This window comes from Oligoflexus tunisiensis (genome assembly GCF_001748245.1).
GTDB classification, from domain to species: domain Bacteria; phylum Bdellovibrionota_B; class Oligoflexia; order Oligoflexales; family Oligoflexaceae; genus Oligoflexus; species Oligoflexus tunisiensis.
Map to the genome: position 1 here is coordinate 270,581 of NZ_BDFO01000001.1, position 25,157 is coordinate 295,737.

The 25,157-nt window shown below is 53.9% G+C and carries 23 protein-coding genes; 13 read left to right on the top strand and 10 right to left on the bottom strand.

Going from position 1 to position 25,157, the window contains the following annotated elements:
• Positions 1-2: 2 nt before the first annotated feature.
• The 8 genes from OLTU_RS01215 to OLTU_RS01250 are packed head-to-tail and all read left to right on the top strand — an operon-like array spanning position 3 to position 7,541.
• On the top strand, positions 3-1,082 hold the full coding sequence (locus OLTU_RS01215) for an EscU/YscU/HrcU family type III secretion system export apparatus switch protein (RefSeq protein WP_141730939.1): 1,080 nt from the start codon (positions 3-5) through the stop codon (positions 1,080-1,082).
• Positions 1,083-1,092: 10 nt separating this feature from the next.
• On the top strand, positions 1,093-3,192 hold the full coding sequence (gene flhA / locus OLTU_RS01220) for a flagellar biosynthesis protein FlhA (protein WP_141730940.1): 2,100 nt from the start codon (positions 1,093-1,095) through the stop codon (positions 3,190-3,192).
• Between the two features lie 21 nt (positions 3,193-3,213).
• Positions 3,214-4,389, top strand: coding sequence for a flagellar biosynthesis protein FlhF (locus tag OLTU_RS01225; protein ID WP_141730941.1), 1,176 nt, complete (start codon positions 3,214-3,216; stop codon positions 4,387-4,389).
• Positions 4,386-5,255 carry a MinD/ParA family protein gene (locus tag OLTU_RS01230; protein WP_141730942.1) on the top strand — a complete coding sequence of 290 codons (870 nt, stop codon included), beginning with the start codon at positions 4,386-4,388 and terminating at the stop codon, positions 5,253-5,255. The genes OLTU_RS01225 and OLTU_RS01230 overlap by 4 nt, the downstream gene beginning before the upstream one ends.
• A 28-nt stretch (positions 5,256-5,283) precedes the next feature.
• Positions 5,284-6,042 (top strand): FliA/WhiG family RNA polymerase sigma factor, encoded by a 759-nt coding sequence (locus tag OLTU_RS01235; protein ID WP_218109772.1) that lies wholly within the window; start codon positions 5,284-5,286, stop codon positions 6,040-6,042.
• A gap of 12 nt (positions 6,043-6,054) precedes the next feature.
• Complete coding sequence (locus OLTU_RS01240) at positions 6,055-6,465, top strand: chemotaxis response regulator CheY (protein WP_141730943.1); 411 nt, start codon at positions 6,055-6,057, stop codon at positions 6,463-6,465.
• Between the two features lie 33 nt (positions 6,466-6,498).
• A complete protein-coding gene (locus tag OLTU_RS01245) occupies positions 6,499-6,921 on the top strand; it encodes a PilZ domain-containing protein (protein WP_141730944.1) in 423 nt (140 codons plus the stop codon).
• A 23-nt stretch (positions 6,922-6,944) separates the two neighbouring features.
• The gene (locus tag OLTU_RS01250) at positions 6,945-7,541 is read left to right on the top strand and encodes a hypothetical protein (RefSeq protein WP_141730945.1); all 597 of its coding nucleotides are present in this window, start codon (positions 6,945-6,947) and stop codon (positions 7,539-7,541) included.
• Here the strand turns inward: OLTU_RS01250 and OLTU_RS01255 are convergent.
• From OLTU_RS01255 to OLTU_RS01265, 3 genes are all read right to left on the bottom strand, one after another.
• Positions 7,538-8,332: an alpha/beta fold hydrolase gene (locus OLTU_RS01255; RefSeq protein ID WP_141730946.1), complete on the bottom strand. Its 795-nt coding sequence runs from the start codon at positions 8,330-8,332 to the stop codon at positions 7,538-7,540. The genes OLTU_RS01250 and OLTU_RS01255 overlap by 4 nt on opposite strands.
• Positions 8,333-8,391: 59 nt before the next feature.
• Complete coding sequence (locus OLTU_RS01260) at positions 8,392-9,627, bottom strand: tetratricopeptide repeat protein (RefSeq protein WP_141730947.1); 1,236 nt, start codon at positions 9,625-9,627, stop codon at positions 8,392-8,394.
• Positions 9,628-9,699: 72 nt separating this feature from the next.
• On the bottom strand, positions 9,700-10,710 hold the full coding sequence (locus OLTU_RS01265; protein ID WP_218109773.1) for a lysylphosphatidylglycerol synthase transmembrane domain-containing protein: 1,011 nt from the start codon (positions 10,708-10,710) through the stop codon (positions 9,700-9,702).
• 173 nt (positions 10,711-10,883) lie between these two features.
• Here OLTU_RS01265 and OLTU_RS01270 point away from each other — a divergent pair, with 173 nt between their 5' ends.
• The gene (locus OLTU_RS01270) at positions 10,884-13,088 is read left to right on the top strand and encodes a response regulator (protein WP_141730949.1); all 2,205 of its coding nucleotides are present in this window, start codon (positions 10,884-10,886) and stop codon (positions 13,086-13,088) included.
• A 53-nt stretch (positions 13,089-13,141) separates the two neighbouring features.
• Here OLTU_RS01270 and OLTU_RS01275 read toward each other — a convergent pair whose 3' ends face one another.
• From OLTU_RS01275 to OLTU_RS01305, 7 genes are all read right to left on the bottom strand, one after another.
• On the bottom strand, positions 13,142-13,429 hold the full coding sequence (locus tag OLTU_RS01275) for a hypothetical protein (protein WP_141730950.1): 288 nt from the start codon (positions 13,427-13,429) through the stop codon (positions 13,142-13,144).
• Complete coding sequence (locus tag OLTU_RS01280) at positions 13,426-14,157, bottom strand: helix-turn-helix domain-containing protein (RefSeq protein WP_141730951.1); 732 nt, start codon at positions 14,155-14,157, stop codon at positions 13,426-13,428. The genes OLTU_RS01275 and OLTU_RS01280 overlap by 4 nt, the downstream gene beginning before the upstream one ends.
• Positions 14,154-15,548: an FAD-binding oxidoreductase gene (locus tag OLTU_RS01285; protein ID WP_176736234.1), complete on the bottom strand. Its 1,395-nt coding sequence runs from the start codon at positions 15,546-15,548 to the stop codon at positions 14,154-14,156. The genes OLTU_RS01280 and OLTU_RS01285 overlap by 4 nt, the downstream gene beginning before the upstream one ends.
• 77 nt (positions 15,549-15,625) lie before the next feature.
• Positions 15,626-17,080 carry a D-alanyl-D-alanine carboxypeptidase/D-alanyl-D-alanine endopeptidase gene (dacB, locus tag OLTU_RS01290; RefSeq protein ID WP_141730953.1) on the bottom strand — a complete coding sequence of 485 codons (1,455 nt, stop codon included), beginning with the start codon at positions 17,078-17,080 and terminating at the stop codon, positions 15,626-15,628.
• Positions 17,081-17,453: 373 nt separating this feature from the next.
• Positions 17,454-17,975 carry a phosphatidylglycerophosphatase A family protein gene (locus OLTU_RS01295; protein ID WP_141730954.1) on the bottom strand — a complete coding sequence of 174 codons (522 nt, stop codon included), beginning with the start codon at positions 17,973-17,975 and terminating at the stop codon, positions 17,454-17,456.
• Positions 17,972-18,409 carry a VOC family protein gene (locus OLTU_RS01300; RefSeq protein ID WP_141730955.1) on the bottom strand — a complete coding sequence of 146 codons (438 nt, stop codon included), beginning with the start codon at positions 18,407-18,409 and terminating at the stop codon, positions 17,972-17,974. Before OLTU_RS01300 ends, OLTU_RS01295 begins: the two co-directional genes overlap by 4 nt.
• Positions 18,410-18,421: 12 nt before the next feature.
• Positions 18,422-19,072: a site-2 protease family protein gene (locus tag OLTU_RS01305; protein WP_176736235.1), complete on the bottom strand. Its 651-nt coding sequence runs from the start codon at positions 19,070-19,072 to the stop codon at positions 18,422-18,424.
• Between the two features lie 62 nt (positions 19,073-19,134).
• On the opposite strand from OLTU_RS01305, the gene OLTU_RS01310 reads away from it, so the two are divergent.
• The 4 genes from OLTU_RS01310 to OLTU_RS01325 all read left to right on the top strand — a co-directional run bounded on the left by OLTU_RS01310 (position 19,135) and on the right by OLTU_RS01325 (position 25,146).
• The gene (locus OLTU_RS01310) at positions 19,135-20,175 is read left to right on the top strand and encodes an alpha/beta hydrolase (RefSeq protein WP_176736236.1); all 1,041 of its coding nucleotides are present in this window, start codon (positions 19,135-19,137) and stop codon (positions 20,173-20,175) included.
• A gap of 111 nt (positions 20,176-20,286) precedes the next feature.
• Positions 20,287-22,257 (top strand): 7TM diverse intracellular signaling domain-containing protein, encoded by a 1,971-nt coding sequence (locus OLTU_RS01315; RefSeq protein WP_141730958.1) that lies wholly within the window; start codon positions 20,287-20,289, stop codon positions 22,255-22,257.
• Between the two features lie 230 nt (positions 22,258-22,487).
• Positions 22,488-22,850, top strand: coding sequence for a response regulator (locus OLTU_RS01320; protein ID WP_141730959.1), 363 nt, complete (start codon positions 22,488-22,490; stop codon positions 22,848-22,850).
• Positions 22,843-25,146 (top strand): PAS domain-containing protein, encoded by a 2,304-nt coding sequence (locus tag OLTU_RS01325; RefSeq protein ID WP_141730960.1) that lies wholly within the window; start codon positions 22,843-22,845, stop codon positions 25,144-25,146. Before OLTU_RS01320 ends, OLTU_RS01325 begins: the two co-directional genes overlap by 8 nt.
• The last annotated feature ends 11 nt before the right edge of the window (positions 25,147-25,157 follow it).

Consider the following 25,157-nt stretch of genomic DNA (forward strand, 5'->3'; position numbering starts at 1 on the left):
CGATGGCGGCTGAAGACGAAGGCCAGGACCGAAGTGAGGAAGCGAGCCCCGAGCGACGCGACGAATTCCGTGAGCGTGGCCAGATAGCCGTTTCCCGCGAGGTAACGTCCGTGCTGATTCTGGCCGCCGTGGTCGGATCCTTCGGCTACTATTTGATGTGGCTCATGCATCGTCTGCAACATTTTCTGATTGCGCACTTTCAGCATCTGGAAACCAAGCTTGTCACAACCAAGTCCATTACGGCCTACAGTGGCGAAATCGGCCGTGAACTTCTGATCATGATCACCCCCATTTTTGTGGTGACCACGGTGGCCTCCATGGCTGTGACCTTTGCTCAGACACGCCTGAACTGGTCCTGGAAAAAGCTGGAGCCCGACTTCAGCCGCATGAATCCGCTCAAGGGCATCGCGAAGATCTTTAGTATGGACTCCGTTATGGAGCTCCTGAAAAGCGTCGGCAAGATGGTGATTGTGGGAAGCATGACGTACACGATCCTGCGTGGCGAGTGGGTGAAGGTGCCGGGCCTTCTGCACATGAGCTATCTGCAGGCCTGGGCCTACTGGACAGCTATCACCAAGACGCTGATCTGGTCAGTTGTGGGCCTCCTTCTCTTTCTGGGTGCCGCCGACTTCATCTACAACTTCTTCAGCCTGGAAAAGAAGATGAAGATGACCAAGCAGGAAGTGAAGGATGAATATAAAAAGCGGGAACTGGATCCCCACGTCAAAGCCCGGATGAAGCGCATGCAGCGGGAAATGTCCAGTGCCAAAACCATTCAGGCCACCCGCACCGCGACCGCCGTCATCACCAACCCGACTCACTTTGCGGTGGCGATCTTTTATGAACTCGGCATGGGAGCGCCCGTGGTGGTGGCCAAAGGGAAGGACCTCCTGGCCAAACAGATGAAGGAAGGGGCCAAGGAATCGGATATTCCCATCATTGAAAACAAGCCCCTGGCCCGGACCCTCTATAAGATTTGCAAGGTCGGGCAGGAAATTCCTGAATCGCTCTACAAAGCTGTATCCGAAGTCATCCGTTATGTGTTCCTGCTCAAAGGCAAAAAACTCAGTCGGAAACCGTAGGAGCTGAACCATGGCCGGAGCCGCACTCGAAAAGACGGAAGGGACCAATTCGGTCCTCAAGTATTTAAAGTCGCCGGACGTGCAGTTCGCCCTGGCGCTGGTCGCGATCATCTTCACCATGATCCTGCCCTTGCCGATGTGGCTGCTGGACCTCCTGCTGGCCACATCCGTGGCCTCATCTCTTATGATTCTGATGACCTCGGTCTATGTGCGTGACACGATGGAATTCTCCACGTTTCCCACCGTTCTGCTCGTGACCACACTTTTCCGTCTCGGTCTGAACGTGGCCACAACGCGGAGTATTCTCCTGGAGGCCCATACGGGGCACGCCAGCTCGGTGATCAGTTCCTTTGGTAACTTTGTGATCGGCGGCAACTACTTCGTCGGTTTTGTGCTCTTTATCATCCTGGTTGTTATCAACTTTATCGTGATCACCAAGGGTGCCGGCCGCGTGGCGGAAGTGGGCGCCCGCTTTACCTTGGACGCGATGCCAGGGAAACAGATGGCCATTGACGCCGAACTGAACGCCGGCCTGATCGATCGCAAGGAAGCACGGGAACGACGGCAGAAGATTGAACTGCAGGCCGACTTTTACGGTGCCATGGACGGTGCCTCGAAGTTCGTTCGTGGTGATGCCATTGCGGGTATCATCATCACGGCCGTGAATATCATCGTCGGCCTCATTCTCGGCGTCGGCGTCCATGACATGAGCTTTCAGGATGCCGCCCAGATCTATACTCTGCTGACCGTCGGTGACGGTCTGATCAGTCAGATTCCGGCCCTGATCATTTCCACCGCAGCCGGTATTGTGGTCACCCGAACGGGCAACCATGAGGATGGTCTTTCGCAAACCGTCAACGATCAGTTGATGAATTATCCGCGGGCCATCTTTATCTGTTCGGGCCTGCTCTTTGTGATGGCTCTGGTCCCGGGCATGCCGACCGTTCCCTTTGGACTTCTGGCGATCGGCTCCTTCTTCCTCGGTCGATATTCCATCAAAGTCGCGCTTGAGAAAAAGGTTGAGGAGGATGCCAAGGAACAGGAAGCCCAGAAGGATCCACGCAAGGATTCCATCGAATCGCTCCTGCATATTGAATTTCTTTCCCTCGAGGTGGGTGTGGGACTGATCCCTCTGGTGGATTCCCAGCAGGACGGTGAGGTTCTGGAGCGTATCGTATCCTCCCGGAAGCAGTTCGCGCAGGACATGGGTATCGTCGTGCCCATGGTGATGGTGAAGGACAATATTCAGCTGAAACCAGGGGATTATCAGATCCTTCTGAAGGGCAACTGCATCGGCCGTGGCAGCCTGATGGCGGACTATTATCTGGCCATGGATCCGGGTGATATCGTCGAGCCGATCGATGGCATCCCGGGTCGCGAGCCGGCTTATGGTCTGGAAGCTGTCTGGATCAAACCAACACAGAAAGAGGAAGCGAGTTTCCGTGGTTATACCGTGGTCAACTGCGCGACCGTGATCGTCACGCATTTGACGAAACTGATCGAGGAACATGCCGCGGAACTGCTCGGCCGTCAGGAGGCCCAGAACCTGATCGAGGGGCTTAAAGAGGAGGCACCGAAGGTGGTGGAGGAAGTGATCGGTGGCGATCGCCTGAGCCTTGGTGAAGTGGTACGTGTGCTGCAAAATCTCCTGGCGGAACGGGTGAGTGTGCGTGATCTTCGCACCATTTTCGAAACGCTGGCCGATTATTGTCGTTCCATCAAGAACCCGGATATGCTCACCCGTTATGTACGCAAAGCCCTGGGCCGTGGTATTATTAAGAAGTACATGACACCCGACGATAGACTGGTTGTGATCACTCTGGATCGCGCCATCGAAGACCTGATTGTGGCAGGACTGCAGCATCGGGAAGATGGCTCAACCTCCCTTCAACTGGAACCGGAAATGGCCCAGCGAATCCTCAACGGAATCGCGGAAACCCTTGAGGCCTTTCAGACGACAGGCACTCAGCCTGTGATCCTCTGCGGTTCACTTATTCGTTGGGATATTCGCCAGCTCGTGAATCGCTTTATACCCGGCGTCGTGGTCCTGGCATTTGATGAAATTCCCCCAGGAACGCAGACTCGATCGATCGGCATCGTCAGCATTTAAGCCTGAAGGAAAGGAGGAAACGTGGACGTCAAAACCTTTGAAGCCTTTTCGATGCGTGATGCACTCAAGGCAGTCAAATCCCATTTTGGCAATGACGCTGTGATCCTCAATACCCGCGAGAAGAAAATCGAAGGGGCCAAGGGCAAATTATACGAGGTCACGGCGGCCAAAAACAGCCAGGCCTCGATCGCAGGAGCCAGCCGCGCTCAGGACGGTCATCACCTCCGGGACAACCTCGTGGAGTTGGTGGAGTACTTCAAGACGCTTGAACGGTCCATCAAAGCGCTCGGTGACGACATGGCCCGGCGTCAGGACCTGTTCCGCCTGGACGCCGGCCTTCATGAACTGCGGACGGTGGTTTACGACGAGCTGTCCCGATCCAAGGGTTCGCTTTTGGAAGGGATGAATCCAGGGCTATCCAAAATTTTTCAGCGCCTGAAACTGATGGGTCTGGATGACTCCGAGATGAGCAAGCTGGCCGATTTTTTGAAAGCCCTTCCGTTCGAGAAAAAAGCCGATCCGGATCAACTTTTTCAGCAGTATCAGACCCAGGCCATCCGCTGGATGATGAAACGCATCAAGGTCGCACCTCCCTGGAATCCGGTCATGGGTGAACGAGCGGTGCATGTTCTGGTGGGCTCCGCGGGGAGCGGCAAGACGTCGGCTGCGGCGAAGATCGCCCATCATTACAAGACGGATCACAAGCAACGGGTTCTTCTGGTCGCCTTTGACAATAAGCGCATCGCCGCCCGGGAGCAGCTGCGGGTGACGGCCAAGGTTCTGGGTATGGCCTATGAATCGATCGAGCGGCCTCGCGATCTTTTGGAAATCCTCGACAGGAAAAAGGACTGGGATCTCGTGGTGGTCGACAGTGCTGCGGAATGCCCGCGCGCGAAGGAGGATCTGGGCGATCTGCTCGACTTCCGGGATGTGGACCTGCCGGTGAGTTTTCACCTGACGCTGGCCATGACGGAGAAGGAAGTGCAGATGGATCGCATGATCCGCGGCTTTTCCCATCTGGGTCTGCAGAGTTTGATCTTCAATCGTTTGGATGAGTCCTGGAGCTATGGTGAGATTTTCAATCTCAGCCTGCGCTGGAGTCTTCCCATTAGTTTCTTTGGTGTGGGGCGATCCGTTCCCGAAGATTTGGAGCGCGCCAGTCGGGAACGCGTTGTGGAAAGAATATTCGGATTATGAGAAAGGACAGGGAATTGAACCTCGAAGGAAAGCCAGCCGACCGACCTTGGATCATTAGCATTGCCAGTGGCAAAGGTGGAGTCGGCAAAACGCTCACGACGGTGAACATGGCTCTCGCGGCTCGTCGTCTCGGACTCAGTACCATGATTCTCGATGGTGACTTTGGTCTGGCCAATGTCGATGTCGTCATGGGCATGCGTGCCCGCTACAACCTCGGTGATGTTCTCGAGTCACGCTGTGAACTGAAGGACATCATTCTGGAAGGCCCCCTGGGTGTGCGCATCATTCCCTCCGGCTCCGGTCTGGCTCAGCTGGCCGATCTGAAACTGGTCCAGCGCGTGCAACTTCTGGATAAAATCGCTGAAATTTCCCAGCCTTACCAGTTACTCCTGATCGATAGCGGCGCCGGAATCTCCAGCAATGTTCTGCACTTGAACTCCATAGCCGACGAAATCATGGTTGTGACCACCCCTGAACCCCATGCTTTGACGGATGCCTACGCATTTTTAAAAGTCATGAACGAAAACTATGCCCGCAAGAACTTTAATATAATCGTGAACCAGGCGATATCAGAGGCCCAAGGACTCAAGATTTATCAACGCGTGGCCGATGTAGCCAGAAGATTTCTGGAAATCGATTTACTGCTGGCGGGAACTGTACCCAAAGACGCCTTGGTTGAACGTTCAGTCATGATGCAGAGGGCTGCGGACGAGCATATAACCCATACGCGTTCAGGACAGGCTTGGAATGAAATCACGCGCAAAATTCTTGAAAGACTTACGGAATATCGCGATCCATCCGGAAAGCGCGGCTGGCAGGATCTGATGTTTCCGCAACCTACGTTGCGCAGCGTAAACGCCATCTAGCCTTGAGATTACGAAGGGGGGCAATCCAGTGAAGGGACTTGTCAAACGCTACAAGCAGGATACCAAGGGCGTTGATGGCAAACTCCGGGACCAGCTGATCATGGACTATGCGCCACTGATTCGCTTTGTGGCACAGAGAATTGCAGCACGTCTGCCGTCGAATATCGATATAGACGATCTGATCAGCGCCGGTGTGATCGGTCTGATGGATGCGATCGAGAAGTATGATCCCTCGCGGGACAACAAATTCAAAACCTATGCCGAATTCCGGATCCGCGGCGCCATCCTTGATGAGCTCCGTTCGCAGGACTGGGTGCCGCGTTCGGTGCGCGACAAGGCCAAGAAAATTGAAAAGACCTATGCCGAGCTCGAGCAGAAATTCGGCCGGGCCGTCTCGGACAAGGAACTTTCCAAGGCCCTCGGGATCGAGCTGGACGAATACTACGATATGATTGCCAAGGTGAAAGCGGTCACCCTCCTGTCCATCGATGAACTGTCCGGCCCGAACCAGCAGGATCGCAAGAGTCTTTTGGAATGCCTGGAAAACGTCAGTTCGAAAAACCCCTTCACGCAGCTGAAAAGCAAAGGCATTCGGGAACTCCTGGTCAAGCATATCGAGGAATTGCCTGAGAAGCAGAAGCTGGTGCTTTCGCTTTACTACTATGAGGATCTGAACCTGAAGGAGATCGGCAAGATCCTGGAAGTGACAGAATCCCGCGTCAGCCAGCTGCATACCCAGGCCGTGGAAAAACTGCGGTCGCGGCTCAAGCCTTTGTTAACGGACTAATGGAGTTGTGATATGACGATTCTAAAACCTGATCTGAAGATTTTGGTGGTGGACGATTTTCCCACGATGAGGCGGATCGTCAAAACCCTTTTGAAGCAAAACGGCTTCAATAATTTCACCGAAGCCGAGGACGGTGAGCAGGGTTATCGCGCTCTCAATGAACATGGTGACTTCGAATTGATCGTCTCCGACTGGAACATGCCGAACATGACCGGTCTGGAATTCCTGAAAACCGTGCGAGCTGATCCCAAATTCAAGCATCTGCCCTTCCTTATGGTGACAGCGGAAGCGGAAAAGGAAAATATTATCGAAGCCGTCAAAGCCGGGGTGAGCAATTATATTGTGAAGCCCTTTACAGGACAGGCTTTGAAAGATAAGCTGGAAAAGATAGACCAGATGCTGAAGAAGCAAAAAGCCAAGTGATCCTCGGTCAATTGATCCCAGGGAGGGTGATGGATGAGCCAGGACAATGAAGAAAACCCTTTGTCTTTCAACGAAGATCTTGTCAAAAAGTATCCACGTTCCAACCGGCGCCTGAGCCTGAATGTGGCTCGCTATGGGATCAATGCTGAGATGGGGCCTGAAGAGGCTCTGACGGTGCATATCAGTCCCTACGGGATCCAGTTCCGTGTGACGGAAGAGTATGAGGAAGGGCAGCTCCTCAAGATTCATATCAACATGCCTGACTACTGGGAACGCAAGCAGCGTTTTGTCGACTACAGCCGAATCGATACCCCATCCAATTTCAAGATACTCGCCAAGGTGGTCTCGACCGAGGATGTGGGCAAACGCGGCAAGAAGAAAATCGTCCTGGCCCGCACAGTGAATATGGACGAGATCGATGAACAGGTCCTGAAGGCTTTCCTCCAGGAAGGCTGATCGGGTGCGCTGGGAGCCTCCGCATGATCACCATTCTGCTCGTCATCCTGATTGTGATGGATTTGATTCTGGTCGGAGCCGTGATGATGGCCTTCCGCCGCCGGAATCAGTCGGAGCCCATTGAACTCCTGCGGGAAATTCATGAAGAGCAGCGCCTGCTCAAGGAGCTGCGCGATTCGGTACGCGACGAACTCGTCACCCGGCACGCCGACATGAAAAATCTCTATGAAAAAGTCGCGACCATGGCCACCGAAACGGAAATTGGTCTGAAGTCCAGCGGCAGTATCCTGGCTCAGGAAGTGGCCTCCGTGGTGGCTGATGTCACGCGGCAGATTCAGGAACCCCTGACCAAGGCTGAGAAGCAACGCACCACCTTGAGCGCCGTCATTCAGAAAAGCCGTGAGGAACGGCAGATTCTGCAAAAGGCGATCTCCCGTGCCGAGCAACTGGCCCGCTTTTTCGACAAGAAAATTCCCTATCAGGAAGTGCTGGCCGAGATCGAAGATAAAAAGTATGTCGATGCCCGCTTTCTGCTTTCCAAAGGTCTTTCCGCCGCTCAGGTGGCCGCTGAACTCGGTCTGCCGGAATCGGATGTGAATCTGATCGCCTCGATGGCCTAAAGCCAGCCGTTCTCCCGGATAAAGTCCAGCACATCCTGAGCAAGATTCTTGCTGTATTCCGCCAAAACCAGATGTCCCACATCCGGCAGAGCCTTGAGACGGGCGCCTGGAATCAAACGCTCCAGTTCCACGCCAGCCGCAAAGGGAATGATGCGATCATCCTGCCCGTGGATGATGAGCGTCGGGCAGCGGAATCGACCCAGGAACGGCCGCGTATCCACCCCGTTCATGGCCGTTCTTTGCTGGTTGGAGCGTTCCTCGAAGTGATCCGAGTTGATGCCCTGCAGAATCTGTTTGGCCATCGCCTGGACCAGCAGCCGGTTTCTCTGTAAAAAGCCCTCGGTAAAATACGCCTGCAGTTTCTGAAATACGCTTTCCTCGGTCGTGCCCCAGGGCACAAACGCGGCCGAAGACAGCGAGGCCTCGGAGCTGCCGGTCGACACCAGAATCAGCCCCTGGACCCGATCAGGCACCTTGTGGGTCAGGATTTGACTGACGAGTCCACCCATCGAAAGACCCATGACCAGAGAGCGATCGATGCCGAGTTGATCCCAAAGATGAATGATGTCGTCGGCTATATCATCAAGCGTAAAGTCGGGACTGTTTTTGGTGTCACCGGAACCACGGTTGTCAAAGAGCAGACAGCGGACACCCTGCCTGGAAAGGTTGCCGGCCAGCAGGCGAAAATCGCGGCTGCTGCGCGTGTGACCATTGACCAGTGTCAGCCAAGGGCCTTCCGTTCCAAGGATTTCATAAAAAATTTCAGCGTTGTCGCGCACCATGAAGGGCATAAGGTTTCCTTCCCATACGGTCAATCCGTTGGGCAGGATAAGCGAACCCGGCCGGGAAATTAAGCTGATTTTTTGGCGAGCTCACGGGCCTGTTTCACGTCGCGTATCAATTTCGGCTCGGGTTTCACGCCCTTGGCCTTGAGTTCCTGCACCACCCTGGCGATGGCGACGTAGGCCTTTTCAAAGGTCGGCTCGGAGGTGTAGCTGCTGGCCAGCTCATGGAGGCTCTTTTCCAACGCGCCTTTTTTGCGATAGGCGAGGCCGAGGTTGTACTGAAGAAGGTAAAGGCGCGCCTTGTCCGCCAGCATTCGCATGGCATTGTTATAGGTGATGATACCCTTATCAAAATCACCCTTGGCCACCTGGGAGATGGCCAGGTTATTGAAGGCACGCGCCAGCTCGTTGCCGTTTTCCGTTTCCGCGATCAGTTGCTCGGCAAGAGAAAAATCCCCTTCCTTGAAGGCGAGCGTCGCCAGCTGATCCTTGCAATCCTGGTTGTTGGGATCCTCGCCCATCACATCGCTAAAGACGCGGCGGGCCTCATCATGGCGATCGGCCTCGATATAGGCACTGCCGAGGTTGATCTTGTTGGAAATGTTCTTCGGCGAAGCCTGCACCAGTTTTTCAAGGATCGTGATCGCCTCATCATGATGGCCTCGGCGCGAGAGAATGCGGGCCTTCAGCTGCACGGCACGGTTGTTATCCGGGGCATTGCGCAAGGCGTCATTGACACATTTTTCCGCCTTCTCGATCTTGGCGAGACCCATAAAGACTTCGGTGGCCGCGAGCAGGGCGCGGGTCTGGTAAGGGCCAGGCTTGAACAGGTCATCGGTGAACATTTTATAGGCTTCCCCGGGCGAACCATCCCAGACATACATTTCAATCTTGCGAAGCTGGTTTTCGCGGGGATCGATATTGGATTCAAAGTTGACGATGCTGGTGATCATCTCCTTGACCTGCTGCCGATCAAAGGGCAGGGACAGGATATTGGTAAAGCCAAGATCCTTGGTCAACTTCACATCATCAGGCGCCATGCGCTTGGAATAGATGATACAGGGCACAAAGCGGCGTTTCTTTTTCGAACGGGCTTTCTGTACAAAAATTGTGCCGGGCATGCCGCGCAGTTCCCAGGCCACGATATAGAACTGGATGTGATTCTTGTCAGCCTGAATCAGAGCGTCATCACCGGTGGGGGAAATGGTGATATTGGAAAAGCCGAGTTCCTTCAGCAACATCTCAAAAAAGAGCGTGTTGCCTGTGTTGTCATCCAGAATCAGGAAACGTTCAATTGCCATGAGCACACCATTGTCACGAGATAAACCCGAAGGTCCATCGGCAGGTGGCTCAGGGACTTTATGGACAGCCGATCAATAGGCTGAAATCACAGCGGAACTGTCCACATCCGCGCCCCCCGAGGGCAGCGGCTGATGGCGACGCAGGCTGAGATAGGGGATCACGCCCAGAATATTCAATAAAAGCTGGGAAATAACGAAAAGATTGAAGACGGTCGCACCATGTTGCAGGCCGATCATGTTGAAGAGCCGATCGAAGGCCACGTGACCCACACCGAGCCCGCCCGGAGTGATGGGAATCGCTGTGGTCAAGACACCGACTGGAAAGATGGAAGCGATGCGGCTGAAGTCGGGAGCGTCACCGAGAATTTTCACCGTGATGAGATAGAAAAAGCAGAGGCTGAGCCCCTGAATGATCAGCGAAAGGATGAGGCTACGGGCGATGGCGCCACGCGCATAGCGATAGGTGCGCAGGGCATTATAGAGCTTGTAAAACAGGCCAACGCCCGGAATCGGCAAGGAGAGGAAACGCAGAAAGGGGTCACGCCCGCGATAGTGGTAAAGGGCTGCGGTATAAAACACCACAAAACCACCGCTCACACCGCCCATCAGGGTGACGAGCGGCACAAGGCGGGGATCCTGCATGAGGGTGGACAGGCTGCCGAGCATGAAGAGCCAGCCGATCAGAAAAAGACCGCTGAGACCCACAATGCGATCCAGCAAAACCGTCATCATCGCCTGGGTTTTGGATTTATCCTTGTTGTCACGAATCACATACGCCAGCTTAATGATGTCGCCACCCACGGCGCCCGGCATCACGGTGTTGAAAAAGAAACCGGTGACCTGCAGCTGCAGCGCGCGTTTCCAGGTAATTTTATAGCCCGCACCTTCAAGAAGGGTTTTCCAGCGCCAGGTTCCCATCCCGCAGGCAGCGATCATCCAATAGCCGATGGCAGCGGCCAGGAGGTCATACTCAGTGGCAAATCGGCGTATTTGAGAGAGGTCGACCTTGCCTGATCCCACCAGCCAGGCGATGAGGGCCGCCGCCAGGGCCAGCTTTAAGACCGTGATGAGTAAGGGTTTCATTCGAAGCACGAAAATGCTCCTCCGTTTGGTTCATCCCTATGGGGCTTTGATTGTAAATAAAACGCCTGGATTTGTCGCGGGTTAATAACACCCCAGCCTGGGCCGACTCATTCCTTCGCCAGGATTGTCGATAAATATGCGACGCCTCCTTTCAACGATAAGCGGTGGTGGCCATGGATGTTTTTTTTAGAGACAGGGATGTGAAGGTTCTGGTGGTGGACCCATCAGGGGCCTCCCGTACCCTTCTCTCCGAAGTGATTCGCGGTCTCGGTTTTGCCGATGTGCACGGTGTGCCCAGCCTCAAGGATGCTCTCAGTATCATGGAGGTGGAAAGGGTTCGCTGGCTGATTACACCGCTCTTTGTCGATCAGCATGAGAACCTCCTGCAGGTTCTCAATCTCTATACCACCGTTCCCGAATTGCGCCAGCTGCGTGTCTCCGCTCTCGTCGAAGAAACCGAAATGGATATCCTCCCGGCCTGCTTTGAGCGCGGTCTGCTGTCCTATCATAAAAAGCCCTTTACCAAGGATTCCCTGATCAATGAATTGAAGGATTTCCTGCAGCGTTATGAAAAATCCGGCTGGCGATCCAGTCAGATGGCGGGATCCTATCTGCGGCAGAACCTGATGGCTCTGGGACTCTTTGAAGAACTGCTGACCTTTGAACGTCACCTATTGAAATATTCGCCCGGTGATCTACATCAGTATCTGAATCTTGCCGTTCCTCTGGCCAAAACCGGCAAGGAGGATGAAGCAAAAGCCATTCTTTCCCAGGTGAGAAAGATTGATGCATCGCTCGGTGGTGCCATCAAACAGATCTGCACAACCTATCTGGCCGGTGAGGACATCTCCCAGTCCAGTGGCAGCGGTATGAACATGCTCGGCTTGAAGACGGCCATCATTCTCGATAGCGACACCTCCATACGTTCGGAAATTCAGACCACTCTGCACGAAATGGGTGTGGAAAGCATTCATGCCTTCGAGGATGGCCTCAGCGCGCATGAGCATATCAAGCAGCATAACAATCCGGATATCATTCTTCAGGAATGGCGCGTGCCGAAGCTGACCGGTCCTCTGTTTCTCCAAAGGGCTCAGGAGGAAGGCGCCAAAACCACTCCGGTGATCCTGGTCAGTTCCCTTGTGCAGAAAGAGGACATTCCTTTCGTGCGCGAGATGGGTGTGGCTAACACACTGCAAAAACCATTTCAACGCAAGGAACTGGTGCAGTCCATTATCTGGACCATTCAGCAGGATCGCCAGCCGACCGAGCAGGGCAGCATGGAACGCAAAATGCGTCAGCTGCTGGCTGAGCGACAGTTCGAAGAGGCGGCCAAAATCAAGGAGCGCTATATCTCCGATGCCACCATCAGTGTGGGCTCGAAGGAATTGATCGAGGCGGAATTCGCCTATGCATTTGGTGACAACGAAAAGGCCCGAGACTTTGGAATTGAAGCCATCAAGCATGCCGGTGAGTCGATCTTTATTTTGAACCTGCTCGGCAAGGCTATGATCAACCTTCGGGAATTTGAAACCGCTTTGAAATGCTTTCAAAAGGCGCAAACCCTGGCGCCTTTGAATCTCGAACGTCTGTGTCAGATCGCAGAAATCCATTCCGAACTTGGTGATACGAAGAAGGCCAATGAAATTCTGGAAGAGGCCAAGGATATCGATCCCGACAGTCAAAGAGTGAAGGAGGCGGAAGCCAAGGCTGCGATCAACGGCGGGGAAACAGGTGTCGCGAAGAAGATCATGGCCCAGCTCAAGGCCATGGAAAATGTGGTAGCCTATATGAACAACCGCTCTGTGGCGCTGGCCCGCTGCGGCATGATCGATGACGGCATTGAAGGCTACAAAAAAACGCTGGAAGCCATTCCTGATGAGCGGCCGGATATCAAAGGCATCGTGCACTATAACATCGCCTTCGCCTATATCCGTTCGACCAAGCTTGCCGAGGCCAAAGCCGAATTGGAGCAGGCTGTCCAATATCCAACGACCAAGGTCCTGTCGCGTGCGGAAGCGCTGCTCAAGCGGGTCAACCAGGCCATCGACAAGGGCTCGCAACTTACAATCGCCCGCAATGATCATGCTCTGAATCGCACGGTCGGGGATCTGCAGGCGCAGCCGTCCGGCGGAGCTTCCCAGTCTCCCGCTCCCCGGGATAAGACCCAGGAGGAAGCCAAGGAAGCCGCGAAGAATCGCGTGCTGGCGGTGGTGGATTCCAAGCCAGGCGAAATGGGCTGTCACATGGTTTTCAAAAGTTCGACGCCGAATGCCAGAGTCAGCAAAATGCTGGAAGGTCAGTTGCGCTTCAACCCACGGAAGGCGATCGAACGAGCGGAATCCATGGGTGCGGATCGGATGGTTGCCACCGGCGGCTGATGGTCTTTCTGTTCAAAAAATAATCACACCCCGGCGTCCGGCGCGGGGTCTTTTCAATCCCAATCCCGAATCTCAACATACCAGATCACGCTGCGCTCCTCATTCTCAAGGGACCACATTTCAATCACCTGCTCATCAAGATCCAAAATTTCCACGCGCATGCTTTCACCGTGAATGATCAATTCACCTTTGGTCATGACCTGGTGGATCAGACGCTGAAATTCCATCGAATTCAAAATGATATGCTCGGCACATTTGGATCCTGTGGATCCGCCGATGGCCCCGCCGGCAAAGGCCGGGCTTCCAAAAGCCAGAGCCAGGATCAAATACAAAGCTTTCATACCAATCTCTCCTGACCCTTGAGGACGTTGAATAGAGTTCCAAAGAAAACCAGAACATCGCCACGATTGGTCTTGTCACCGATGATGGCAAACGCATCCTCGCAGAATTTGGCCTCAAGGGCCGCGAGCTGCAGAGCGGCCTCCTTGTTCAGGGATTCCCAGCCCACGTAGGCGGCTGAGGCTCCCTTGATCTCATCATTTCTGCGGGAACACATGCTGATGAACGTGGCGAGCGAACGGCGGGCATGCTCGAAAGAGGAACTGCCGACATCCTGATCCAGAATCCATTTATCACCCTTGCGGGTCAGGACTCCGGCCGCCACGATATCTTCAAAATAAGGAATGAGACCCTGCCCGTAGGTTTCGATCACATCCTTCTCATTGATGCCTTGAATATGGCTGGCGAGGACCAGTATCTTGAGATGCTCCTCGGAGTGCAAAAAGCGCGCGAGATCATCCTCGGTCGTGCGATAGCTGACATTCACCACAAAGCGTTTGAGCGCCGGCCAGCGGCTGCCGACAAAGTCCCGCAGCTCGGCTTCCGGCATGATGATCGAGGCGATGGCGATCGCCACTTCCTGGGAAGGATCCACCTCACCCTGCGCCACCCGCCGCACCGTGGAATAGCTCACAGACGAGAGGCGTGCCAGCATTTGCAGGCTGCGGTTCTGCCGCCCTTCGAGCCAGCGGGCGATGGCGGCAGCCAGCGATTGTGCGGTCGTCGTCATAGATCGAAAATTTTCCCTGGGTTCAAAATTCCATTCGGATCAAAGATCGCTTTGATCTTACGCATGGTCTCCACCACTTCCTTGGGCGCGCAGAAATGCAGGTCGGCCTTTTTCAGAACGCCGATGCCGTGTTCTGCAGAAATGCTGCCGCGATATTTCTCCACGAGCTTGAAAACCTCGACCTCCGTAGTCCGCGTGAGCGAGCGGAAGGCTTCGTAATCCATGCTGGTGGGGGCGGAATAGTTCAAATGCAGGTTGCCGTCACCGATGTGCCCGAAAAGGAACATCTGCACACCGCGGACGTTGGCGAGGACCTTTTCCATTTCCTTGATAAAGGGCGGCAGACTGCTGATCGGCAGCGCGATATCATTCTTGCGAACCAGGCCTTCCATCGACACCGATTCGCTGATCAGTTCGCGCAGACCCCAAAGATTATGGAATTCCGCAGAGCTCGTGGCAATCACCGCATCGGTAATCAGACCGCGCTCAAACGCTTCCTCGAGGAAGGGTTCCATGGGATCTTTGGCCCCTTCCGGCTGTTTTTCAAATTCCAGCAGCACGTAAAATTCATGCCTGTCACCAAAGGGGTTCTGTCTTTGGGTCTGATGCTTCAGCACCAGATTCAAACAGGCCTTGGTGAAAAACTCAAACGCCGTGGGATGTATGCCACGCAGGTTGACCAGACCCAAAAGCTGCGTGATTTTTTCAAAGCTGTCGGTCGCCATACAGGTGAGCCGCAGCTCCTTCGGCAAAGGCGCCAGTTTCATCGTCGCTTTGGTGACTATGCCGAGCGTTCCTTCCGAAGCCACAAAGAGCTGCTTCAGATCGTAGCCGATATTGTTCTTGCGCAGATCATAGTTCAAATCCAGCACCGTGCCATCAGCCATCACCACTTCCAAACCGAGCACCTGCTCACGGGTGCCGCCGTAGCGAATCAATTTCAAACCGCCGGCATTGGTGGCAATATTGCCGCCGAGCTGGCAGCTGCCTTTGGCAGCCAGATCCACCGGATAGAAGAGTCCGGCATCCTTGGCCGCTTTTTGCAGGGTTTCGATGATAACACCGGCTTCCGCGGTGACGCTCATATTGATGGGGTCGATGCCCAGAATGCGATTCATTTTTTCCAGGGACACCACGAGCTCCTGATGCGAAGCATTGCACGCACCGGCCAGACCTGTGCGTCCACCGCTCGGCACCACGCGAATTTTATGCTCATTGCAGTAGCGTAAAATCCGGCTGACCTCGTCCGTGGTTTTCGGGAAAACAACGGCGAGCGGATCCGGTGTGGAACGCGTCCAGTCCTTGCCGTAAACCTGCAAGTCGTCGGATTTTACGGTCAAACGCGATTCGGTGACGATGGCTTTGAGGGCTTCCAGGTGCACGGCAGTCACGGCATGTCCTTTCATGAGTCGTAGGCCCAGGATCTTAGCAGGGAAAATTCGAAGCGCCTAGCGCGTTCCAGGCGGTTTTAGTACTTTGCGAGGATCTCATACAAGGCCTGATCCTGACGCCGGCGAAAGTCCGCCACAGTGGGCTGGTTGTCGGGACTTTTGCCATTGTTCAGTATGGCAAAGGCCAGCATTCCATGCTTCGGATGGCCCATGTATCCGGCCAGACTCGACACGGAGACCGGCTGGGAGAGAGTACCCGTTTTGGCACGAACCAGGCCCTGAATTTCCCCGTCTCCCAGTTTTTTAAAGCGTTTTTCCAGTGTTCCGGTCAAACCGGACGCGGGGAAGCTGGCCAGGAATTCGGGATAAAGCTCCATATGCTGGTGCATGTAGGTGAGCACCTTAACGATCTGCTCCGCGCTGAAGCGATTGCGATTGTCGAGACCCGAGCCGTTGATGATTTCAAATTTGTCCTTGATTCCCACCTCGTCGCGCAGAAAACGCTCGATGGCGCTCACGCCATTTTTCAGGGTGCCGCTGCCGTCAACGTCCGCTTCGCCGCGCTCGGGAAAGGCTGCACCCAGGCGCTTGACCAGCATGTCGGCAATAAAATTATTCGAATAATGATTGAGACCCCGCACGATGAAGCCCAGATCGTAGCTTTCGAGCGTGTAGAGCAATTTTGCGGACACTGGTGTGGAACCTTCCTTCACCTTCCCATGCACCAGGACTCCCGAGGCTTCAAGAAAGGCCCGCAGCTGTTCGCCACCTTCCGTCACGGCATTGCCCATGGAACGATAGACCTTCACCATCGGCGCCTGGGAACCGATGGAACCCGACACCACCAGGGTCGATTGATTCCCACGGCTTTGGCGGACAGCCTGGATCGAGCTTTTGACACCGGTGGTGGTGCTCGTGTTGTTGATCAGCGGGAGGTTGGGAATGGGATAGGGATCAAAACTCACGCGGCCTTTCTGTCCAGCCTTGGCGCTGGGTGAAACCGCGATCGGCAGCGTGTTGAAATTCAAACCAAAGGCGCTGACCGGCGCATCATAGGCACGATCCGAGGCTTTGATTCCATCCTGTCGCGAGGAATCGCGCTTCTCATTGTCGAAGAGATCATTGTCGATGATGAGGTCACCGGTGAAACTCTTGACGCCGAGATGCCGAAGATCGGCGGCGAGCTGCCAGAGTTTTTCATTGATGACGAGTGGATCACCGTCACCTTTCACATAGAGATTGCCCTGAATCACGTCGCCGCTTCGCAGCCCGCTATAGTAGAAGCGGGTCTTGAACGTATGCGCGGGCCCAAAATAATGCAAAAGGGCCGCCGAGGTAATCACCTTGGTGACAGAAGCCGGTGTCAGAGAGCGATCGGGGCCGCTCGAATAAACCACTTTGCCATCACTTAATCTTTGAACGAGAATCGATTCCACATTGCCATTCATGTTGGTCAGCGCGGGAGCAGGTTGGGCAACACCTGTTCCGAGAACAGCGATCACGAGAAAAGCAGAGAACGAAGGTAAACGCATGGAGCATCCTTTCCGCAGGCCATACCGGATTCGGGCCCATTATAGCATTGCAGAAGGAAAAAAGCAGATGCGCCAATCAGCACCGAAATGCGAAGAGGGCCAGATAGCGTCGTGCGGCGAAATCAGTCGCGAAGGTTGACGATAACGATCTCCTTTTAAGCACCATCAAACTGATGGCCAGACGCCACCACAAGGAATTCGAATCCATTCGAGCGACTCCAAATGGAAGACAATAAAGGAAACGGCATAACCTTGCGCTCATCATGCGATTGTCGCCGGCGTTTCGTCAACGGGATGTTTCATGAAATAAAGGTAAAGATTCTGAAGATATCCATGTGTTTCCCCACGCAGGAAAAACACCATGGAAAAAAATTCACAGGACAAGGCCCAGCGTCTGAGCCAGGGCGAGAACCGCCCAGGTGAAAATACCGGCGATCACATCATCAATCATGGTTCCCCAGGCGCCCGGCAGCTCCCGATCCGCCCAGCCGATGGGGCCCGGCTTGACGATATCAAAGAAGCGAAAGAGCACAAAAGCCAGGGCGATCCACTTCCAATCCGCAGGCATCAAACTGAGCGGAATCGCCTGGCCCAGCACTTCGTCGATGACGATGCGGCCATCATCATGAGTGCCCCAGAATTTTTCCGTCTTATCAATCGCCCACCAGGACAAAAGGCCAAGCAACGTGAGAAGACCAATCTGCACGAGGGTGCCGGAAACATTCCAGCGGACGCCGAGCATGTGACCGTAATGGTAAAAGGCGAGGCCCACAGGAATGCCGGCGAGGCTGCCGAAGGTTCCGGGTGCCTTGGGCATGAGCCCCAGCGGCGCCGCAACCGCAAGGATGCTCCAAAAATTGAGGCGCGGCGGTCCACGTTTCTGGGACGTTTTCATCCGTGCTCCGCCGTCGCCTGAACGAGTTCGATCAGGATGCCGCCGGTGGCGCGCGGATGAATGAAAGCGATGCGGCTGTTATGAGCGCCGTACCGCGGTTTCTCATCGATCAGTTCAATGCCCTTGACTTTCAGCTCTATCAAAGCCTCATCGAGATTATCCACCGACAACGCCATATGATGAATGCCGCCGCCTTTGGTTTCGACGAATTTTTTGATCGGCCCGTCCTCGCCTTCCTGATTGGCGACAATTTCAAGCCGGGCACCAGCCGCAGCCGGGCCCACCGAGGATTCAAACATGATCGTGTTGGTCTTTTGCTCCTTGACCAGTTCCTCGCCGAGGAACGGCAGCTTCAGGATTTCAGCCAAAAACCAGCGTGCCTTCACGGGATCCTTGGCCGCGAGACCGAGATGATTGATTCCCACAATTTTCATAAGAGCTCCTGATCAGATGACAAAGCTGACCATCCAGCGTGCAATCAGAACCCAGAAACCGGCCACATATCCCAACCAGCTCAAGCCACCGACCAGCATCAGCGCGAGCAGAGCAAAGGATCCATAAGGAATCACATACTCTTCATACTTGCGGCGCATATCAGGGGACAGGAGTTCATAGACTATGGTGCCGCCATCCAAAGGATAGACCGGCAGAAGATTGAAAATGGCAAGGATGGCATTGATCCAGACCAGCTGTTCGGCGAGTCGATAGAAACCGATCATGACCGAACCATCCTGAGCCCCGCTCATGAACTGCATGCCGATCAGGGCCACGATACTGAGAATGAGATTGGAGGCAGGGCCTGCGGCGGCGACCATAACCTGGCCCCATTTTTGATCACGGAAATTGCGGGGATCAACACTGACCGGTTTGGCCCAGCCGAACAAAAAGCCGCCGACCATGGCGCCGAGCAGTGGGAAAAACAGGGTTCCAATGGGATCGATGTGCGGAATCGGGTTCAGGGTCAAACGACCATCGATCTGGGGTGTCCGATCGCCCTGGATCCTCGCCATGAGGGCGTGAGACGCCTCATGAAAGGTCAGGGCGATGATCAAGGCAATCATCATGTTGACGACGCGGGCGCCGTAAGCGAAATCCATAGCTACCTCATGGTGTGGAACAGCATTCCACACGATCATAACGAAAGATGGAGGAAAATTCATTGCTAACCACATTAAAAGACCGCGGACCGCGTTATCGTATCGTGACCGAGTGGGTCCAAAGTACTGTCCTGCAAGGCAATCCAGCCGGTGTTGACAGCGCGCGTCCGGTCACGGTTTTCCTGCCTGCGGCGGCGCTGGAATCCCCCGAACGCCGTTTTCCCGTGCTGTATTGCCTGGCCCCGTGGACCAGCGCCGGCCGGCAGCAGATGGATTGGGAACCGTTCAAGGAAAGCCTGCCGAACCGTCTGCAGCGTCTCATGGACGATGGCGCCTTGAAGCCTTGCGTGGTGGTCTGCCCGGATCTCTATACAGATTTTGGCGGCAGTCAGTATATCAATTCATCGTATCTTGGGCGTCATGCGGATCATATCGTCGAGGAAATTATCCCGTACATCGAAGCGCATTATCCCGTTCTGAAGGGCTCCGCCTCACGTGCGGTTTTTGGCCGGTCCTCGGGAGGATTTGGGGCTCTGCGTCTGGCCATGGATCGCCCCGGAACATTCGCCGCTGTTGCCTGTCATTCAGGTGATATGGGCTTTGATCTTCTTTACCGCCGTGACCTGGTCGACCTCTGCTACGCTCTGGCTCGACATTCCGGCAGCGTCAGCAGTTATCTGACAGCCCTCCGCAAAGGTCCCAAGATCGGCGGCAAGGATGTTCACATCCTTATGCTCCTCGGGATGGCGGCCAGCTATAGTCCCGATCCCACCGAGCCGGATGGCTATCGTCTGCCCATCGATCCTATGACGGGAGCGCTGGATGACGAAGTCTGGCAGAAGTGGCTGGCCAATGATCCGGTGGTGATGATCGAACAGACTCAATGTCGGGAGGCTCTGCAGCAGCTGCGTTATCTTTATTTTGACTGCGGCAACAGGGATCAATATCACCTGCACTTCGGCATGCGTCAGATCAAGCAGAAACTGCAGGGGCATGGAATTCATCATCAGGTCTTTGAGTTTGATGACAATCATTCCGGTACGAGCTACCGCTACGATGTCAGTTTACCCCTTCTGAGCCAGGCTCTGGTGCATGAGGGGTAGATCAGGAAGTCCGACATATGGGTAAAATTAAGGTGAGGATTGCGGTTTATGGCAAGAGGAGCTTTTGCCGAAGAATGAATAGCACCATCCCCAGGCGGAGTGGAATCGATTGTGACAAAAGGCAAACCCATTCTGATGCTTGTTTTTGGGCTGCTCCTTGTCGTCCTCTCCCGCCAGGCATGGGGACAAGGTCCACCCGAAGTTCAGGACAGTGTTGTTCAACTGGATGAGATTCAGACGCTCAAGCCTCTGGGTGATAAAACCTTTGTTTTCGAAGATCCGCACCATGAAATGAGCCACCTTCAGGCTTTACAGAAGTTTAGGCAGGGGCTATTCGAGCGTTCCGAAGGCAATGTCATCATGCGCGGCTATTCCCAGTCCACCTTTTGGTTCGCCATCCAAATTGAGAACCGCTACGACGTATCACGCCCGCTGGACGTCATCAGCAAATATACACCCTTCCTGCTGAACGTCTCCGTATACAATCATGGTGCGGACTCATGGTTCGCAATAAAAGGAGGCGCGGAGTTTGGCAACCAGGGTTATTTCAACCACCTTCCGCACTTTAGGGTGGAGTTGAAACCAGGTCTCAATACTCTCCTTTTTCAGCAAAAGACTTTTGCCACCAGTTTTATTCCCTATGCCTATGCGTTGGGGGAAACTCCGAAATTCTTTTATGACTATTCCCTGTTCATATCCATGCTGGTTGGGGGATTTCTGTCCCTCTTCCTCTACAATTTGGTCAGTGCCTTTAACATGCGAACCAAGGAGAGGATGGCCTACTGCTTTTATCTGCTGTTTGGTTTTTTTCTTTCCTTCATGTTTGTCTCGATCAGCTATCAGAAGTACTTTCCCTTCCGCATGTCAACACTGACTGGATTCAATCTCATCTACTCCATATTCCTGGTGAGCATCTGCGTGTTCGGGTCGATTTTCCTGGACCTTCGAACCTATTTCAGGAGAGCCAACTATTTTCTGGCCTGCAGCTGCATCACAACCTTCGGCCTCTGCATCTGGGATGGTTTCCCTTCGCGCATCGGGCAGGTCATCTCCGCCTCCTGCGCTTGCATCATCCTCGTGTGGTACGCGTATAAAAGGTATCGACAGGGTTTTTCGCCGGCATTTTTTTACCTGATATCCTGGGGTTGTTACACGGCAGGCGCCATGATAACGGCAGCTTTCTATCAGAGCGCTCCCACCCTGAATATCGAATACGCGTCCTCGTCGATTGCTGTGGGCTATTATCTGGAAATGATCCTGGTATCCCTGGCCACATCGCAGAAGGTAAAACTGGCCATGGAAGAGAAGACGGCAGCCCTTTTCCAGTCACAGAAGGAAATGAAGCACGCCTTCAATCAGCTGGAAAAAGTTTTCTATCCGCATCAGATTAAACAAATTAGTCATGGAGAAAACCTTGAAGAGACCATGCCGACCGGCCCAGGAGAAGCCTGTGTTATGTGTTTCGATATCGCCGGCAGCTCCAGGATACAACATGTCAAGGCCAAGGATTTTTTTAGAACGGTTTTTCGGCGTTGCAACGAGATCATGACCGAAGGCTATGATGGAAAGGACCTTAAGGCCAACGCCTATCGGATCAAGGAAATGGGCGATGGCTTCCTCTGTTCGATCGGCTACCCCTTCAAGGCTCGTCACGATTCCATCGCCCTGGCGGCCATGGAGCTGGCTTATCGCTTCGTCGCCATCTTTGAAGAGGAAGTTGCCATACTTGACTATTCGGATCCCATCCACTGTGGGATTGGCATCGCGATCGACGGCATTTCGGGTTTTTATCCCGAGTCAGGAACCAAGGAATATGACCTATATGGCCGTGCCATCGTCCTGGCCACACGATATGAAGGGATGAGAAAGATTCTTCTGAAAGGAAGACAGGCGGCCAACATCATCATTTTGCAGGAAAGGGTTTTCAAAAGTCTTGATCGTCAATCACGCCTGGATTTTCAAGTTTATGACCTGAAGGAAAATTCCCTGATCGTGCGCGACGATCCCGCTGCCACACGACTCTATTTCCGAATCATCGCCTCCCGATCCAATCTTGTGGATACGCACTTGATAGCGCTCTGAATCAAGCAGGCTGGTTATGTAGGCAATCTTATCCATTCAGAATCAGGATGCTGGCCATGAGCTTGCTCGACAAAAGCCAGAATCATGACTTGAATCTACAAAATGGCCAGTTGTCCCGTCTCAAGAAATCCCCTAAATTAATCGCGTGCCAGTGTTTTCAGGATTTTTAGGATCGCATTGTCCAAGGGAATGAATCCAGTCGAGCTCTTCAATGAGGATAAGGCCAGAGCATGCGCACTTTAAAACCCATCCTCATCGTCGAAGATGATGAAGGTATTCGTGATACGTTGAGTCTGATGCTGCAAATGGAAGGATACGAGGTCATGCAAACCTCAAACGGCCAGGAAGCTCTCGAACTCCTGGGAAAGATCGATCCGCCGTCACTCATTCTTCTGGATCTCATGATGCCGGTCATGAACGGGTTTGAGTTCGCTGCCGCGATCGAGCAGCAGGAAGCATTTTCCTCCATCCCAATCGTATTGCTCACGGCTTATACGGAGCATGCTCATAGGGTCAGGAACGCCAAATGCGTTTTATTTAAGCCTGTTGAGTTCGATCAGCTGTTTCAAACTGTGAGGGAGTATTGTGGCTGAATCGATGGAAAGCGGCTTATACCAAGCTGCAGATTCACTTTCGATTCTTGAATCGGTGATTGAATCCATCGCCGATGCCATCCTCATCATCGATAACGATGGCCATATTCTGGCCTTCAATCGCAAATTCCTGCAAATATGGGACTTGCCCTATGACCTCGAAGGTTTGAGTCATACCAGAGTCTGGCTCAAATCTGTGCTGAGGCTGCTCGATCAGCCCAAGGTCTTTGTCCGAAGGCTCCAGGAAATCGAAGCGCAGCCCGACCGGGAGTGGTTTGATCTCGTGAAGCTGAAAAATGGCCGCGTCTTCGAACGCTACGTGATACCACGTATCCTGCATGGCGAACGTGTCGGCCGCGTCATGACCTGGCGGGACTCCACCACCTGTTATCGAGCCATGGAGACTCTTCGTGAGAGTGAGTCCCGCTTCCGTCGCCTGGCTGATTCGAATCTCATTGGTATGGCCTTTACCGATATTTATGGAACGGTCCATGATGCCAATCGCTATGTTCTGGATCTGATAGGATATTCAAAAGCTGAGCTCCTTGCCGGGAAAATTCGCTGGACTGACCTGACGGCTCCGGAATACTCCACAGCCCAGGCCAAGGCCCTGCTGGAAATAAGAGACAAGGGTTCCTGTACGCCCTATGAGAAGGAGTATCGACGCAAGGATGGAAGTCGGGTCCATGCTCTCGTGGGGGCGGCCCTCATCGAGGGATCACGGGAAGACATGGTGACGTTCATCCTCGATATCACCGATCAAAAGAAAGCGGAGCGGGAACTCAAGCTAAGCGAGGAGCGATTCCGGACGGTCTTCGAATTGGCCCCGGTCGGTATCACCGTTCTCGATACAGAAGGCAACTTCGTGCAAGTGAATTCGGCCTTCTGCCGCATGCTTGGATATTCCGAGGACGAGATCAAGAAACTGGGAATCCAAGGCATCAGTCATCCAGGCGAATACGAGCGGCAACTTTCACTTCTTTCGCAGCTGAATCAAGGTCAGTTGGATAGATTTGAGATGGAAAAGCGCTATATTCCGAAGGATGGAGTCCCCTTATGGGTGCATCTTTGTGTCTCCCTGGGGCGTGATCCTGAAGGACAGCCAACCTTTGGTATCGGTGTCATCCTCGATATCAATGAGGATCATGGTGCGAAGGAGGCACTCAAGTTCAGTGAGGCGCGTTTTCGCGCCGTGTTTGAATATGCCGAGGTGGGGATTGGCTTGATAGATCGCACAGGATTTATCTTTAAAGTCAATCCAGCGTTGACTCAGATGCTGGGCTACAGCGAAGAGGAATTTCAAAAGCTCGGAATCAAGGGGATTTCCCATCCCGATGATTTTGAAGCCTGTTGGATTCAGCTAACTGATCTTGCCGCGGGCAAAATCGACCGTTATGAGGCCGAGAAGCGTTATATCTCCAGGAGCGGGGAGGTCGTTTGGTGTCATCTGATCTGCTCTTTGGCGAGAGGCTTGCAGAATGAGCCGCTCTTTTGTGTCGGCATGGTCACCAACGTCACGGAGCGCATCCGCCACCAGGAGGAACGCGACAGACTTCTTTCCCAGGAATCGAAGGCGCATCAGGATGCGATGGATGCCATCAAACTCCGTGATGATTTCATCACTCTCGCTTCCCACGAACTGCGAACACCCTTGACTCCCCTCAAGTTTCAGGTCCAATACCTGCGCCGATCCATTCTCTCCGGGATGATCGAATCCCCGGCCCACAGGCAGGACCTCCTTAGGATGCTGGAGATTTCGGATGATCAGCTGAATCGCGCCAAACGTCTCGTCGAAGATATGCTCGACGCGTCGCTGATCCAGGCGGGACATCTGGTTCTGGCTTTCACGAATCTTGACCTTTCGGAATTGGTGAAGAAGGTTGCGACGCAGCTGACCAGGGAATTCGAGAAGGCAGGCTGCGTTCTGGAACTTGATCTGGCACCACAGGTCCGAGGTCGCTGGGATCGCATGAGGATCGAACGGATCATTCATACTCTCCTGCTCAATGCCATAAAATTTGGACCTGGAAAGCTCGTGCGCGTCACGACCTCTGCCGACGGGGAATTTGCCAGACTGAGGGTGCGTGATCATGGTATCGGCATATCGAAAGAGAACCAGACCAGGATCTTTCAAAGGTTTGAACGCATCGCTCCGGTCGAGACCTACGGCGGTTTCGGTCTTGGGCTCTTTATCGCCAATCAGGTCGCGCTGGCTCATCGTGGAAAAATCTGTGTCGAAAGTGAGGTCAATGAAGGATCGACATTCACCGTCGTCCTTCCCCACGCTCTCGGATAAGAAGGTGCAAC

Excerpts from the sequence above, each read along its gene's own strand:
- OLTU_RS01215 (WP_141730939.1), top strand. The coding sequence starts at position 3 with ATGGCGGCTGAAGACGAAGGCCAGGACCGAAGTGAGGAAGCGAGCCCC.
- flhA (WP_141730940.1), top strand. The coding sequence starts at position 1,093 with ATGGCCGGAGCCGCACTCGAAAAGACGGAAGGGACCAATTCGGTCCTC.
- OLTU_RS01230 (WP_141730942.1), top strand. The coding sequence starts at position 4,386 with ATGAGAAAGGACAGGGAATTGAACCTCGAAGGAAAGCCAGCCGACCGA.
- OLTU_RS01240 (WP_141730943.1), top strand. The coding sequence starts at position 6,055 with ATGACGATTCTAAAACCTGATCTGAAGATTTTGGTGGTGGACGATTTT.
- OLTU_RS01245 (WP_141730944.1), top strand. The coding sequence starts at position 6,499 with ATGAGCCAGGACAATGAAGAAAACCCTTTGTCTTTCAACGAAGATCTT.
- OLTU_RS01250 (WP_141730945.1), top strand. The coding sequence starts at position 6,945 with ATGATCACCATTCTGCTCGTCATCCTGATTGTGATGGATTTGATTCTG.
- OLTU_RS01255 (WP_141730946.1), bottom strand. The coding sequence starts at position 8,332 with ATGCCCTTCATGGTGCGCGACAACGCTGAAATTTTTTATGAAATCCTT.
- OLTU_RS01260 (WP_141730947.1), bottom strand. The coding sequence starts at position 9,627 with ATGGCAATTGAACGTTTCCTGATTCTGGATGACAACACAGGCAACACG.
- OLTU_RS01265 (WP_218109773.1), bottom strand. The coding sequence starts at position 10,710 with ATGAAACCCTTACTCATCACGGTCTTAAAGCTGGCCCTGGCGGCGGCC.
- OLTU_RS01270 (WP_141730949.1), top strand. The coding sequence starts at position 10,884 with ATGGATGTTTTTTTTAGAGACAGGGATGTGAAGGTTCTGGTGGTGGAC.
- OLTU_RS01275 (WP_141730950.1), bottom strand. The coding sequence starts at position 13,429 with ATGAAAGCTTTGTATTTGATCCTGGCTCTGGCTTTTGGAAGCCCGGCC.
- OLTU_RS01280 (WP_141730951.1), bottom strand. The coding sequence starts at position 14,157 with ATGACGACGACCGCACAATCGCTGGCTGCCGCCATCGCCCGCTGGCTC.
- dacB (WP_141730953.1), bottom strand. The coding sequence starts at position 17,080 with ATGCGTTTACCTTCGTTCTCTGCTTTTCTCGTGATCGCTGTTCTCGGA.
- OLTU_RS01295 (WP_141730954.1), bottom strand. The coding sequence starts at position 17,975 with ATGAAAACGTCCCAGAAACGTGGACCGCCGCGCCTCAATTTTTGGAGC.
- OLTU_RS01300 (WP_141730955.1), bottom strand. The coding sequence starts at position 18,409 with ATGAAAATTGTGGGAATCAATCATCTCGGTCTCGCGGCCAAGGATCCC.
- OLTU_RS01305 (WP_176736235.1), bottom strand. The coding sequence starts at position 19,072 with ATGGATTTCGCTTACGGCGCCCGCGTCGTCAACATGATGATTGCCTTG.
- OLTU_RS01320 (WP_141730959.1), top strand. The coding sequence starts at position 22,488 with ATGCGCACTTTAAAACCCATCCTCATCGTCGAAGATGATGAAGGTATT.